A 15,298-nucleotide genomic window follows, 5' to 3' on the forward strand; every position below is an offset into this window, starting at 1 on the left:
CTATAGCAGTGAATAATAGGATACCGATTCTGCAAATAAAATGGTTGGATTCAGATGACTCTTCACCGTATTAATTGAATGGATTCTTTGCTCTGTCCTTTGATGGCGATACCGCTCCGATCCGGCTCCTACCTTCATTCGGATTTGGTCATTTTGAATGAACATACTATCGAGTGCAGTCTTGATCATGTTAAGTTGATTGGGAGCCCATTCTTGTCCGTGCATCCGGACGTATTCTGTGGCTTCTTCTGCAGTACAATGACATATCTCTTTCAGAAAAGAGCCCCATTTGATTAAATCCACCGCATTGTCACCCGCACAAAGAATGCAATTCCCATAGCTGATCTGTCCTCCGAAGGTTAACTTCAACACCCCATACCAGCATCCGTAAGGATCTGAAATATGCATGAAGGAAGGGCGGCAGCTAAATGCGAACAACTCGATTCGTGACAGTCTGGCGTTAATCATGAATAATGCCTCCTAGGTTGTCTATAGATTTCATATAACGCTGCAGATTATGGGTCTGCTCAGCTGTGGCTACATAGGCTGTCAGTTCAGTTTCATTCTCACATACAGCAGCATGCTCAAGCCAAACGGAATATTTGGTTTTCTGTACGATGGATAAGTGTAATGGAAAGGTTTTGCGGGATCGCAGCAAAAAAGCATGGTTAATGCAGGCTCTCTCCAGTGCTTACGAGGTTAGCTGACGGATTCGGACGGTGAGAGTCGTCCTACCAGTGAAGAGTTCAATCTTCTTTGGATTCACCCCATTTCGGCTGGTCACAGCCATTTGGTTCCCCCGCTTCCCGCCTGACGGGAATTCAGCATTTGTTAAAAGGAATCTTACGCTGAGCATCACTGTTTGTAAAATGCTGAAAGTTCTCTAGGAGACTAAATAAGACTCTATAGGATATAAAAATGAAGAAAATCCCTTGTAATCTAGCATTCATCCCCGATTTTCTGAAGTTATCGCGTATTTATTAACTTTTTAATGCAACCTAAATGGGGCTAAATGAATCTTAATGCTTCTTTAATCATGATATTAAGATCAGATATAATGTTTAAGATCCTCCTGTTTACAGGCCCGATATGCGGAGCCTCCATGAAAGTAAGATTGTAGGAATAGATCAAAAGGAGAAGTTCCTCCGTTTGCGGATGGAACTTCTCCTTTTGATCTTCATTTTTATAGTAGCTTCTCCATAATCATCACATCAATAAACGCTCCGTCCATCAATCCTTGCTTCTCAAATACACCAACCTGCCGGTAGCCCATCTTCCGGTACAAGCCTTGACCATTCTCATTAAACGGAAAGGTCAGCGACGCCGTTATACGCGCAACGGTGAGAATATGGGTTCAGTGAGGCCCAGCCCACGACTGCACCTTCGCGTTCAGCAACCCAAACGCTAAAGCGGTCTTGGTGATCATTGAACCATGATTCCATATATGAGGAATCTTTCGTCTCTGTTTCAAGTGTAGCGACCCGGTCCTCGATCCCCTGATTGTAGATACGAAGAATGCTTTGAATATCCTCAGGTGTGGCCTGACGGACAGTTAATGTACTGATCATATCAACATCCCCTTAAGATTACTTTCTCGCTTTAATTACAGCAGAGACGATGTATTGGTCAACGTTCGCACCTGGAACCCAATCTTTAATGAATGTTTTAGATTCGTCCTTTGGCTCAATGCTGATATCAGTAAAGCCGCATTCCTGAAGCATGATCTCCAAATCGGCAATGGAAGAGGCGCCAGAGATACAACCCGAATATAATTCATCCAGGTCATTTTTGATCTCAGGAGGAAGCTCAGCTGTAGTTACGATATCTGATATGGCAAGACGACCTGCAGGCTGAAGAACACGATAAGCCTCACGGAATACTTGCTGTTTGTCTGGGGAGAGATTAATCACACAGTTGGAGATAATGACGTTGATCGAATGATCAGCAACGGGAAGATGCTCTATTTCGCCCAATCTGAATTCGGTGTTACTGAACTTACCTTTAAGGGCATTATCTCTTGCTCGACTGATCATCTCAGGTGTCATATCCACACCTATAACATGGCCTTCATTACCTACCTGCCGGGAAGCCAGGAAACAATCAAATCCGCCGCCACTCCCAAGGTCCAAAACATATTCACCCGCCTGCAGTTCAGCAATAACCTGCGGATTACCGCAACCAAGACCTAAATTTGCGCCTTCGGGAGCTGAAGCGAGGTCCTCACTGGAATATCCCAACTTAGCAGATATGGCACTGAAATCAGATGGGGAGTCACAGCAACTGCTGTCAGCAGAAGTTCGGCTGGATGGGGAAGTCTCAACGTTTCTTACAGCAATCTTTTGATAGCGGCCCCGTACATTTTGGCGGATTTGATCATTAGTAAGCATGCTCATGATTATACACTCCTTAGCCGAAATAATTTGCAATATACAAGTAAAAGAGAAGAGAAGTTACCCTTTTACGGGTGCGCAGCAATTGCTGGATTTCCCCATGGCCTCGTTGAAAAGCTTAATAGACCGTAGTAATGTTTCTACTTCAAACTCACTCATGTGTGAGAAGGCCTCGTTCAGGTATTCATTCATTTGTTGATCAATAGTTGCAGCTACCATTTTACCTTCAGGAGTGAGTGACAGGTTATAAATTCTTCGATCTGTGGGATCAGATGTCTTTTTAACCAAATTCATTTTCACCAGAGATTGAACTTGTCTGCTGAAGGTTGTAATATCTGTGCCAAGTGTTTCGGCGACTTGTTGCATGGAAGGATTGTGACTCCGATCGATCTCATATAACAGATGACTTTGGGTAGCGGAAAGATTACATCCTCCTACGCTACAGCAATCCTTATTGAGTAATCCTAAACGCCGACTCATGATTTGGAGTAGTTCTCTTGGAGTTTCCATTGTTTTCACCTCTTGAACTAGTTATACTGCATTTAGTTGCAAAGTGCAAATATAAATTTTGCTTAGTTGATAATTGATGATAAAGGTTTTAGAATATAAGTATTGTCTTATATACGAAGAGAGGAGATTCAAAATTGGATACATTAAATGATCTTGCAGAAGATTTAAAGCTCCTTGGAGATAAAACACGTCTCACAATTCTAATTCTTTTAAAAGAGCGAGAGTGGTGTGTATGTGAATTCGTGGATCTCTTTGACATTTCTCAGCCAGCCGTTAGTCAGCATCTACGTAAATTAAAAAGCAGCGGATTGGTAAAGGAACAGAAAAGGGGACAGTGGGTCTATTATTCTTTAAATATAGTTGATAAACCCCATGTTAAGGCCATCCTAAATCTTACCCCGAATGCGAGTGACCTTTTACTGCATTTGAATAAACCGTCTAATGCTGTTTGCTGCGAATGACAGTTTTCTATTGAATATATAAGTGTATAATTATATAATGATGCCTGAGATTAAACTTAACTCTTTGAAGGGAGTGTTCGGATGCGTGGTATTTAGACATAAACTGGGGGAATACCATTGGTAGCTCTGGCAAGTCTGATATTTATAGTCACTTTGATTTTTGTCATTTGGCAGCCTAAAAAGTTGTCCATTGGATGGTCTGCCTGCGGCGGAGCGTTACTCGCTTTAATTGCCGGTGTCGTCAGCTTGAATGATGTTCTGGATGTTACGCTGATTGTGTGGAATGCCACACTGGCCTTTGTAGCAATCATCTTGATCTCGTTAATCCTCGATAAAATTGGATTCTTCGAATGGGCTGCTTTACATATGGCCAAAGCTGCTAGCGGGAATGGAACCCGAATGTTTATCTATGTCATCATTCTTGGTGCTGTAGTAGCGGCATTTTTTGCTAATGACGGGGCAGCGCTCATTCTAACACCCATTGTGCTGGCTATGGTCCGTGCGCTGAATTTTGATGAGAAAAAGGTTTTTCCGTTCATCATTGCTAGCGGGTTTATAGCAGATACTACGTCTTTGCCCCTGATTGTAAGCAATTTGGTGAATATCGTATCGGCCGACTTTTTCGGGCTAACCTTTATGGAATACGCCGGACGGATGTTAATGCCAACCTTATTTTCTTTAGGGGCAAGCATCTTTGTGCTCTATCTCTTTTTCCGTAAAAGTATTCCAAGAAACTTCGATAGCTCCCAGCTAAAAAAACCTGAAGCGGCTATTAAAGACAAGCAGATGTTTAAGCTATCCTGGTTTGTACTTGCGGTTCTGCTTGCGGGATACTTTGTCAGTGAATTCTTGAACATTCCGGTATCTGTCGTGGCGGGTATCATCGCGATCTTTTTCTTACTCATGGCAAGGAAAAGTCCCGCTGTCCCCACAATAGAAGTGGTGAAGGGGGCACCTTGGGCCATTGTGTTCTTTTCCATCGGTATGTATGTTGTCGTATATGGTCTGAGAAATGCGGGCCTTACGAATGTATTAGCTGATGCCATCCAGGCCGTTGCAGATCATGGGCTGTTCACAGCAACGATGGGGATGGGCTTTATTGCCGCGGTGATCTCCTCCATAATGAATAACATGCCTACCGTAATGATTGATGCGCTGGCCATTGATGCCACGAACACTTCCGGACTAATTAAGGAAGCTTTGATTTATTCGAATGTCATCGGTTCTGACCTGGGACCAAAGATAACACCGATTGGTTCTCTGGCTACCTTACTGTGGTTGCATGTGCTTTCCACCAAAGGAGTAAAGATATCCTGGGGCACGTACTTCAAAACAGGGATTATTTTGACCATCCCTACGCTGTTCATCACACTGCTTGGTCTATATATAACATTGACCTTATTTTAAAATCAAAGGAGAATGTGACTCATGGATAAGAAAACCATTTACTTTTTATGTACAGGAAACTCCTGCCGGAGCCAGATGGCCGAAGGCTGGGCCAAGAAATATTTGAGCAATGAATGGAATGTGTATAGTGCCGGCATTGAGGCTCATGGGTTGAATCCGAAAGCCGTTCAAGCGATGAGTGAAGTTGGTATAGATATCTCAGGTCAAACGTCAGATATTATTGATCCGCAGCTGCTGAACAGCTCTGATCTCGTCATTACTTTATGTGGAGATGCAGCAGATAAGTGTCCCATTACCCCGCCTCAGGTGAAACGTGAGCATTGGGGATTCGATGATCCGGCAAAAGCGCAAGGAACAGATGAAGAGAAGTGGGCAGTCTTCCAGCAGGTTCGTGATCAAGTGGGAGAGCGCATCAAACAATTTGCTGAAACGTGTGAATAGTCACGATAGTGGAGTAACTGCTGCTAATGAGACAGGAGAGAAACTATAATGGTAAATTATCATGAACTGATTGAAGGTAAAGTATAATAGATCTTTTTTGCTAAAATTCCAAATTAAACCCGACCTTTATTACTAGGTCGGTTTTTTGGGTGCGCCTGGCATGGATGATAACTTGGCGGTGAAACGAGCTTGCCACATAAAGCGAAGTTCAATACTGCCCGAATCCCAGCATGTATATGTGGTGGTCTAACAAAGGACTGTGTGTTCTCCAATACCCGTACCGGGCTGGAAGAACTGCTTCAGTGGATGAAGGAGCTTCAGCAGGAACAAGCCAAGAGTAACTCCTCTTTGGCACCCGTGCTTGCCGCATGCGGGTGGTCACTTGATCGGTCAGTTCCAGAATAATGTTACATTAATTAAATCCAAACCCCCGAGTTAGCTGTCTATATAACAGGAGGTGAACGACAATGATCGATGCACAGCAACAAATCAATGCCGCACAAAACGGAGATCACGATGCCTTCGTTTCTCTTATAAAGGATCGAACGGATAAGCTGCACCGAGTGGCTCGCCATTATGTCCGGGAGTCCAAAGATGCGGAGGATATCGTTCAGGATGCCCTGGTTAAGGCTTATGAGTCACTGCATATGCTGCAGCAAGCCGAAGCGTTTGAGAGCTGGCTTACCAGAATTGTGGTGAACCGGGCGCTCAATCATTTGAAGAAATCCAAGCGTGTTCACCTGAGCGAAGACCCGCAAACGCAAGAGCCATTGGTCGTTAATGATATCGATCAAACCCTGGATCTGGAGCGTGCATTGGCCAGTCTGAATCCGAAGCTGCGTCAGCTCCTGTTCTTAAAATATAAGAAGGACCTGACCCAGCAGCAAATCGCCCATCTCCTGGACATGCCATTAGGTACTGTAAAAACACAATTACGGAAGGGGCTGGAGCATTTGCGCAACGAAATGGCTCAAGATTTTCCCGAACGAGACCTGGATACATTACGCCTGCAGTTAAGACAACAGGCAGAGCACCAGTTTGCCGTTTCACCGGATTATGATCTGATCGTCAATGATTATCAAGAGAACACCATGAGGGGAACAGGGAAGGGAGAAGCGGGATTCTTATGGGTTAAAACGGGGAGTGATGACGCCGTTTCTGCTACGCTCTCCAGGGACGGCAACTTGCTAGACTATGCCATTTCCTGGGCCTCATTGGACAACGGGACACGGCTATCTGAGGATGAGCTCAAACAGCAGGCAGAGCAATTCCTGGAAGATCATTATCCCGGCGCACTGCGTAATTTTCCGTATTGTGAGATGGAGTGGATGGAAGGGATGTTTGGGTACACACGACAGCAGAAGGCGATGGGGCTGCCGCTTCCTGAGACGGGATGCCTCATTATGGTTCACCCCAGCGGTCGCGTGGTCGGATTTAGGTACTACGGAACCGTTCCAGGGCCAGCACTCCCAACCATGATCACACCAGAAGAGGAACAGTTGGCGTGTATGAAGGAGAATTTTTTGCTACATGTGGAATATTGCGTATTGGACAAAGCCGTGTACACGGATGGTGACGATCAGGTCCATCTTGTTTACGCCCCCCGAAGTAGAGGACTAATCTATACTGCATCATCACAGGAGGAAGTTCCGACAGACTATAGGGCAGAAGCTGTCCCTTCTGACCCAAGAACTCTGGACGAGTGGCCAGGTGAGTTCCCGCCCGCACGAAGCCTAGAAGAGTGGATTGGCGTAGACAAGGAACAATTTCAGTTAGTACAAGACGACAATATTGGCTCGAACACCAAGTTGATGGTGTGGAAGCAACAGAATGAAGAGCGTCCAGCCAAGAATGACCGGTCTTGGAAGGCCTATTGGGCTGATCAGATGGAGGGAGCGGTTAAGGCGCGAGTAGACAGCCAAACCGGACAACTGATTGACTTTGTTTCGCATGTTAAGCCAGATCAACTAGCTCCATTAACCTGGGATCGAGACGCATGTATAGAAGTAGCTATGGACTATGTCCGAGGACTAGCAGCCGAAATGTTGCCGTATCTCAAGCTTCTAACTGAAGAGACCGACGACGAAGATCGTTTGGAAATCATTCGCTTTGGTGTATATGTTCAAGACGTATCTGTCAGGGATGAATGCTATCAACTAGCTGTTGACCGCTCTAATGGGAGGGTCAAAAGTTTGATGTCCCCCTCCATAAGGCCAGAACAGTTAAAGAAGCTGGAGACCGTGCCTTCATTTGATTCCCAGACAGCCATCCTCCGATGGACGGCACAGGCCAAGCTGCGTCTGCAATGGGAACGGATGCACAATGCTAGGGCGGAAGAGGCCCCGTACGAACTAGTGTATCGGATGATTGGTAGCGAGTACGAGCGGACGCCCGAAGTGCTTGATGCGCATACGGGGAAATTATACGAAAATACTTTTTACTGACGAACAAAAACATCTTTTGTCAGTGGACAAGAAAATAGCACTATTAGAACCCGCGCCCAGCGTGGGTTTTCTGTTTTAATGGACAAGAACATGGTACTATTGCAAATTTGGTGAATATCTAATCAAACTTGATCCTTGAATAAATTGTGAAATTCTACATAGGGTGAAATAACAACTAATTTATGGAGGAGGAAAATATGAAAGCGCTATTATATTCGCTGCGATGAAGTAAGCTGTTGAAGCCTTGGTGTTTACGATATGGGTAAGCCGTGGGTGCACGGATCGAAAAAAGGAGGATTTTCAATGATGTCAAAACGATTTGGCAAAATGCTCGTGTTCCTATGTTGCTTGCTAATGGTGGCGTCACTAATGCCTGCCAGCTTTGCCGCCGCCACTGACAACAACGAGTATACAGAAGCACTTAATGGCGACAGCAGTTCTACAGATCTTACAAGCTTGCAGACAAATGAAACGCCTACCGCCATTTTTGGCACTCCCGAACTCGGGTCAAACGACCCGTTGTGGGCCCTGACAATGGAACATCTCATCAACAAAAGCACTGTGCCCGGCGACCCCAGGCCCCATTCCACAGGCACAGCCAGGATCCTTTGGGACCAAGATTACCTATATGCTCGCGTAGTCGTGGAGGATAGCAATCTATATCAGGGACCCGGAAATGATTATCAGTACGACGGCCTGGAGTTTTATGCCGGCGCTGGAACCCAAGGCGCGAATCAATGGCGTATCAGCGCGACGGGCGTGTTTTCAGGGCAAAACGCTCCGGGCAGAGCTGCGTGGACTGAGATCACGGACACAGGATATATCGTGGAGATGAGAATACCTAAAAGAACCTTGAACTTGCAGGCAGGCCCTTTTACCTTTGAAGTATATATCAATAACTCGTCGGAAAAGGGCGGTGACCGCTATGAAGTCGTTTCCTGTTTCGGAATTCCGGATGCGGCTTACAACAATGCTGCGTCTTATACAAACAGCCTGAATCTCATTGCCGCTAGTGGAGCGGACGAGAGATTCTCAATCACCGCCACGGCGGAATCGGGCGGCCGAATAACGCCGAACGCACCCGGCAATGTTCTGAGAATAGCTAGCGGCTCAGACAAAACCTTTACGGTTACCCCCGATTACGGCAAAATTGTAGATACCGTAAAGGTAGACGGAGAGGACGCAGTTCTATCCGATGATGGCACTTATACCTTTTCAAATATTGTCGCTAACCATACCCTTCAAGTGACATTCAAAAATGATTCGACCGCGGAGTTGCTCCCCTTTATTGTATGGAATGACAACTTCGCGCGTGGCGAGTACACGACGGCTGTCATCATTGACTTAGGCGAAGGGAAGGCGGCGGAAGGCTCCAAGCTTAATCCGGACTTGTTTACCGTTTCGGCCAGGAACACGACCCTGAACGGCGACTCGGTAACCTTTGAAGGGACGCGCAAGATCACTAGGGTATACGCCAATGACGAACCGAAGGTACGCGGCTATCTGGGGACGGTAAGCCGTTCACCGGATTATCAGGAGGGACTGGAACGCGGCCGTTACATCGTAGTTGAGTTTGAGTTTTATTCAGAGAGCGGCGGCAATATAACACTGGATGGCAACATGAACTCAACAAAACAGGTTTACAGCGTCGTCCAAAACGGCGAGATCCCACTGACAGAAGGGGATCCGCTTAACTACGCGGTTTTTGAACAGGAAAAAGTTGTGAATCCGATCCTTGATCAATTTACAGCACCTACGGGCAATTCGGTCAATCGCGCGCTCTACCTTCACAAGGATGGAAACGGTGAAGTGTCGCGGGGCTTGCCGCTGTATGTCTATACCCACGGCAGGGGACGCGGCGGCACAAGCGCTGCGACTGACCCAAAAGCGGCGATGAAATCCGCGAACGGCTCGGTCGCTCTGATGAAGAAAATGGAAAAGTCCCCCGAGAAATACGCCAGCCATATCCTGAATATTTCCTATAATGGCACGAGTACTCCCTCCACAGCCAATGTTAAGAAGGTTATAGATGACCTGGTTGCCAGCGGTGCAGTAGACCCTAACCGTATTTACGCGGCGGGCTTCTCATGGGGCGGTCAGTATACGAACAGCTTAATTAACGCTTATCCCGGCTTCTTCGCGTCCGCCGCACCTATGTCTCCGGTAAGCGGCTCACCGAACGCGAACGCCAACTACGTTCACACCAACCTGGCCTATTGGATGTTTATCAATGAGTATAACGTTGGAGTATACCAGACTAACCTCGCTAACTTCATAAACACCAATATGCCAAAAATGATCAACGCGAAAGCTTCGCGCTTTGAGAGCAATGAGGCTCTTGTATGGCCTTACAATCAATTTGATCAGCCGAATCAGAAACCGAATCCGAACCATTCACCTGCCCTGAGTGATTCGGTGGCGCATGAAGTTGAAGCGGCTGTTCTTTACAATGACATAACGATGGGGACTTGGAGCATAGCGCCAACAGCACAGTCCTCTAACTTGCCGGCTTGGAACAATGATTACACTGACGTCTTTGATTGGATGTTCGCGCAGACCACAGCAAACCATCGGCCTGTTGCCGGATACGGTTCACCTGTATTGGGCACTAACGACAAACTGTGGGAACAAGCTGCGGAGTTTGACATCAACAACAGTAACGCACCCGACCAGAAGATAGGCCCCAAGGCCACCGGCAAAGCCAAAGTATTTTGGGACGAAGACTTTCTGTATGCACGCGTTGTGGTTACAGACCTGAATGTGTGCGTCGGTCACACGCCTGGCACTGAGTACATGACCGACAGTGTGGAATTTTATGTCGGTGACGGAAGAAGTGGCTCAAACCAGTGGCGTATTGGCGCAAGCGGTATTTTCTCAGGTCAAGCCGCTGCGGGCCGCGACGGTTCAGTTACACGAACGGATACCGGGTATATCGCGGAAGTGAAGATACCTAGAAGAACCATTGAATTCACGAGCAATTCCCCGATTACGTTTGATGTGTACATCAATAACTCAACTGGTGCAGGGAATGACCGTTATGAGGTTGTATCCGCTTTAGGTAAGCCCGACGCGGGTTATGGCAGTTCTGACAGCTTCAAGAATAGCTTGCTGCTGCTTGGGAGCTCCACGGTAACCAGACACCCCGTTAACGCCACGGCAGGATTAAACGGCACCATCTCGCCATCCGGCTTGATTCGGGTAGCTGACGGCGGAAGCCAATCCTTTACATTCACTCCGATCGGCGGTTATGTCGTGGATACCGTAACTGTAAATGGAGAGTCTGTAGAGATTGCAAACAATACCTATACCTTGAATAATGTGAACACCGATGACAAGGTAATCCATGTTACATTCAAACCCGATCCGGCCGCAACGTTACTTAACTTTATCGTATACAACGATAACTTTGCCACCGGAGAATTTACCACAGCTGTTATCATTGATCTGGGTGAGGGAAATGAAGCTGTGGGTGCCGGCCTTAGTTCAAACCTGTTTACAGTATCGGCGAGGAATACTTTGTTCGACGGTAGCCTGGCATATCAAGGCACACGCACCGTCAATAGAGTATACGTCAATGACGAACCTAGACCCAGAGGGTATAAGGGTGTGAACCAGAACTCCCCTGATTATCAAGCTGGACTTACTAAAGGCCGCTACATCGTTGTAGAATTGGAATTTTGGACATTAACCGGCGGACAGTCCACTTTGGAAGCATCCAAATCCACCGTCCAGAATTACAACATTGTATCTAGTGGCGATATCAAGCTTGATGGCAAGGCTGCCATTGTTAAGTCTTCTTTCGCACAGTCAGGTACCGTCAATGAAATCATCGACAAATTTGAAGTGGGTCCCAAAATTGATAAAGCGGACGCGATGCAGTATGGACTCTATATTCATAAGGACGGCAACGGCGTTCCGGTAAAAGGGCTTCCCCTTTACATCTATGCTCACGGTTCTACCCGCGGCGGTACACAGGACGGGGATACCTTTGCGCCCATCAGGTCCGCCAACGGAGCCACCGCGCTTATGAAAAAAATGGAGAAGAACGCTAAATACGCTAGTCATATCATCGCTCTGCGGGCGCAAAACAACGTTCAGGCAACACCCGCTACCTTAAAGGCTTATATCGATGATCTGGTAAGTAAGGGACTTGTTGACCCCAACCGTATTTACATGGCTGGCTTCTCTATGGGATCCGCTTATACGAATACTTTCTTGACGACATATCCCGATTTGCTCGCAGCCGCGGCGCCTATGTCTTATCCACCATCAATCAACGCGAAACAAGCCGAAGCTCTTAAAAGCTTTGCATACTGGTCATTCGTTAACACTACTGATTCTTCAACAATAAAAACAGGGGCGGAAACTTATATAGCGAATATAATGCCCCTATTGGACAACGCTAGGCACACGTTCATCGACAGAAATGAAATATTCGTCTGGCCTTATGACCAATGGACCAAGGCGGAAGCACCTGTTAATGGAACCAATTGGATTCCTTCCGGCCATGAGATGGAAGCTTCAGTTCTGTGGAACAATATTTCAGGGTACACGGATACATTGTCCAATGTAGGTTCCAACAAGGAGTGGAGCCTTAAGCCTACGGCGCAGTCCTCTAAGTTGCCGACTTGGAACAACGACTACACTGACGTCTTTGATTGGATGTTCGCGCAGAGAAAAACGAGCGTATCCGGTGCTTCTGGTGGCAATACCGGCAATACCAGCAGTTCGGGCAATACCAGCAGTTCGGGCAATACCGGCAATACGGGCAATACCAGCACTGGGACAGTCACTGGATCGTTGAAGCCGACCTACACAGTGAACACACCGAAGGATAAGCCCGCGGTCACGGACAAGAACGGCAATACCATCCTGCCCGGCGGCGGCGAGATTACGACCAAGGGCGGAACGAAGATTAAGGTACCCGAAGGCACGATTATAGACTCAAAAGGTAAGGTGACCATTCCGGCGGGCAAGAGCGCCGAAGTGACACTACACGGCGGCGCGAGTGCCGGCTTAGACAAAGGCATGTCGCTGAACATCCATGAGCGTACGGAATTTGTGTTTGATGACGACACCCCGCTGGGCTTCCTCGTGGTGTCTGGCAATCCTTTCAGGGATGTCAACATGGACGACTGGTTCTACAGCTACGTAAACTCCGCCTACACATACGGTCTTTTCAGCGGCACGACGTCCACGACGTTCTCACCGGGCACCTCAATGACGCGTGCGATGTACGTGCAGGTACTGGCCAATCTTGAGAACGTCAACCGCTCCAGCTACACGAATTCCCGTTTTAGCGACGTGACGGATGGGCAGTGGTACACGGCGGCAGTCGAGTGGGCGGCCGAAAGCGGCATCGTCAACGGTATAAACGCAGACCTGTTTGAACCCAATTCACCGATTACACGCGAGCAGATGCTGGTGATGCTGTACAATTACATGAAGTACAAGGGCTATGAGATACCTGAAAGTCAATCTAAGTCCTTCGCGGACGAGAGTCAGATCAGCTCATGGGCGTTGAAGGCCGTTCAGGCACAGCAGGGCATCGGAATTGTATCAGGCAAGCCAGGCAACTTCTTTGCCCCCCAAGCCAATGCCACCCGCGCTGAAGTAGCTACTATCTTTATAAAGTTCATCGAATATCTCGCTAAGTAAAAGCGTAAACAGAAACATGCGGACCCTTTCGGCTAAGCAAGATCCAGCCGGAAGGGTCTCTTTTTAGCAATCCTGAATACAAGGGAAGGAAAACGTCGTTATGTGGCGAAAATACTCAAAGAAGTAAAAAAATCTCATGGGAAAGGAGACCCCATGTTCATTGTTAATAAAGAACATTATGACCAGCATGAACTGGAACGTCGAATAAACGCGATATACGCATTATTGGGTTCCTCTGTTTGGAAGGAACGGCGGACAGCTGTATGCATGAAGGAGCCGGCGAATATTCTGGCCGCCACGGAACTGATTATTAGGAATGAGGGTTCGGTGCTTCTGATAAACGGCGACACCCCGATTGAAACCGCCCTCAGTCAAGCCGATGACGCAGGCTGTACGGGTCTGCTGACCGACGCAGGAGGCAGCACCGTCTTTCACCCTCTGCACTCACGCCTGGATCGGATTAACGGGGAGCCGTCCTTGCTTCAATTCAGCTCCGGCACGACCGGCGCTCCCAAGTTAGTGGAACGGTCTTGGTCTCATGTGCAAATGGAAATCGAGGCCTACAACAAGCTGCTGCCCTGCAGCGGGGAGGATACACCGATCATTCTGGTGCCCGTATCCCATTCCTTCGGATTCATCACAGGCACGCTTTCCGCACTTAAGCGCGGTGTAGAGCCGGTTATCGTGACGGACAAGAACCCCAAATTCGCCCTGCATCTCATGCAGCAGCATGATCGCCATGTGGTGTATGCGGTGCCCTTCCTCTTTCAAATTCTGCTCAGTCTGATGAGAGAGAAGGTGCTTCTTAGAAAGCTGGTATCCTCTGGTTCCCCGATGTCTGCAGAACTGCTGAACAGGCTTGGGGGTGCAGAGGTGGAGGTGATCCAGCAATACGGGTGCTCTGAGGCGGGCTGCATCTCGCTTGGCGACCGGCCCTCTGATTCTACGGATGCCGGGATGCTTCTGGAGCATATGGCAATTGAAAGGCCCGGAACCCGGGAGCAGCCAGATGAAATCATCATTGCCACAGGCGGACGCCGGATTCATACCGGAGATTTGGGATATTGGTCGGGCGGCAGGCTTCATGTTCAGTGCCGGATGGATGATCTGATTAATGTGTCAGGACTGAAGGTAGCTCCCTCCGAGGTGGAGGATGTCATCCGAAGGCTGGACGGCGTTCAGGAAGCTGTCGTGCACAAGGCTCCGCATCCCGTTTGGGGGGAGGCTGTCAAAGCCCGAATTGTCCGGAAGGGCGATGCGCTGTCTCAGGAGGAGGTGAAGAGGTGGTGCGCGCGGTTTCTGCCTGCTTATAAAGTTCCGGGCTTTATTGCTTTTACGGAGGATATTCCGAAGACGAGCACAGGGAAGGTTATGCGAAAACAAATGGTAGAGGAGGAGTATGGTATTCATGGATAAGGAACAAACGGTATCTCAATTGAGGCAGCTCATGTCCGAACAATTGGAGCTCGCTCTCCCGGACGTCATTAAAGAGGAAGACCGGCTGTACGAAGACTTAAACGTAGATTCGATCATGGTACTCCAATTGGTGGTCTACATCGAGGAAGTGTTCAACGTAACTGTTCCCGAGGAGGATTTGGATCCTGCCGTCTTCCAAACGGTCGGTTCTTTAGTCGATTTCATCCATGCCCTAAAGGGGGAGCCCATCGCTTAAACAAGTCAAATCTTAAGATCATAGAAAGGGATGGATATGATGATGAACGTGAATGAACAGGATATCATACAATTCGTGATTGACCGGGTGGCCGATTTGACTTCCAGACCGGAGCTGGCGGAGGAATTGAATGGGGACTCCCCATTGGAGGATGCAGGCGTGGATTCGGTGCTGCTGGTCAACCTGATGATGCAGATTGAACAGCAGTACGAGATTTTTTACGAGGACGACGAGCTTCTGCAGGAGAACTTCGCCACCGCGCGCTTGATCTCACAACGCATCTTGGCCAAACGGGCCGTTCAAACCGGGGGTTGA

General features: G+C 47.9%; 11 protein-coding genes, 1 pseudogene and 1 riboswitch. Of the genes and pseudogenes, 8 read left to right on the forward strand and 4 right to left on the reverse strand.

What is annotated here, in order from left to right:
- From NYE26_RS15335 to NYE26_RS15350, 4 genes and pseudogenes are all read right to left on the reverse strand, one after another.
- Entirely contained in the window at positions 1–468 is a 468-nt protein-coding gene (locus NYE26_RS15335; protein ID WP_339257065.1) for a hypothetical protein, read from the reverse strand.
- Positions 469–673: 205 nt separating this feature from the next.
- Positions 674–837, reverse strand: a riboswitch (cyclic di-AMP (ydaO/yuaA leader).
- A 346-nt stretch (positions 838–1,183) separates the two neighbouring features.
- A pseudogene (locus NYE26_RS15340) lies at positions 1,184–1,568 on the reverse strand (GNAT family N-acetyltransferase).
- 18 nt (positions 1,569–1,586) lie between these two features.
- The gene (locus NYE26_RS15345) at positions 1,587–2,393 is read right to left on the reverse strand and encodes an arsenite methyltransferase (protein WP_339257067.1); all 807 of its coding nucleotides are present in this window, start codon (positions 2,391–2,393) and stop codon (positions 1,587–1,589) included.
- A 57-nt stretch (positions 2,394–2,450) separates the two neighbouring features.
- Entirely contained in the window at positions 2,451–2,900 is a 450-nt protein-coding gene (locus NYE26_RS15350) for a MarR family winged helix-turn-helix transcriptional regulator (RefSeq protein WP_339257069.1), read from the reverse strand.
- Between the two features lie 134 nt (positions 2,901–3,034).
- Between NYE26_RS15350 and NYE26_RS15355 the strand changes: the two genes are divergently transcribed.
- The 8 genes from NYE26_RS15355 (at position 3,035) to NYE26_RS15390 (ending at position 15,298) form a co-directional block, all read left to right on the forward strand.
- Entirely contained in the window at positions 3,035–3,361 is a 327-nt protein-coding gene (locus tag NYE26_RS15355) for a metalloregulator ArsR/SmtB family transcription factor (RefSeq protein ID WP_339257071.1), read from the forward strand.
- 117 nt (positions 3,362–3,478) lie between these two features.
- The gene (locus NYE26_RS15360) at positions 3,479–4,768 is read left to right on the forward strand and encodes an arsenic transporter (protein WP_339257073.1); all 1,290 of its coding nucleotides are present in this window, start codon (positions 3,479–3,481) and stop codon (positions 4,766–4,768) included.
- Between the two features lie 21 nt (positions 4,769–4,789).
- A complete protein-coding gene (gene arsC, locus NYE26_RS15365; protein ID WP_339257074.1) occupies positions 4,790–5,209 on the forward strand; it encodes an arsenate reductase (thioredoxin) in 420 nt (139 codons plus the stop codon).
- 467 nt (positions 5,210–5,676) lie between these two features.
- Positions 5,677–7,653: a sigma-70 family RNA polymerase sigma factor gene (locus NYE26_RS15370; protein WP_339257076.1), complete on the forward strand. Its 1,977-nt coding sequence runs from the start codon at positions 5,677–5,679 to the stop codon at positions 7,651–7,653.
- 303 nt (positions 7,654–7,956) lie between these two features.
- Complete coding sequence (locus NYE26_RS15375) at positions 7,957–13,311, forward strand: sugar-binding protein (protein WP_339257078.1); 5,355 nt, start codon at positions 7,957–7,959, stop codon at positions 13,309–13,311.
- A gap of 267 nt (positions 13,312–13,578) precedes the next feature.
- Entirely contained in the window at positions 13,579–14,727 is a 1,149-nt protein-coding gene (locus NYE26_RS15380) for an AMP-binding protein (protein ID WP_339257080.1), read from the forward strand.
- Positions 14,720–14,983, forward strand: coding sequence for a phosphopantetheine-binding protein (locus NYE26_RS15385; RefSeq protein WP_339257082.1), 264 nt, complete (start codon positions 14,720–14,722; stop codon positions 14,981–14,983). Before NYE26_RS15380 ends, NYE26_RS15385 begins: the two co-directional genes overlap by 8 nt.
- Positions 14,984–15,019: 36 nt before the next feature.
- Positions 15,020–15,298, forward strand: coding sequence for an acyl carrier protein (locus NYE26_RS15390; protein WP_339257084.1), 279 nt, complete (start codon positions 15,020–15,022; stop codon positions 15,296–15,298).

It is taken from the genome of Paenibacillus sp. FSL P2-0136 (genome assembly GCF_037975325.1).
GTDB classification, from domain to species: Bacteria; Bacillota; Bacilli; order Paenibacillales; family Paenibacillaceae; genus Paenibacillus_AQ; species Paenibacillus_AQ silagei.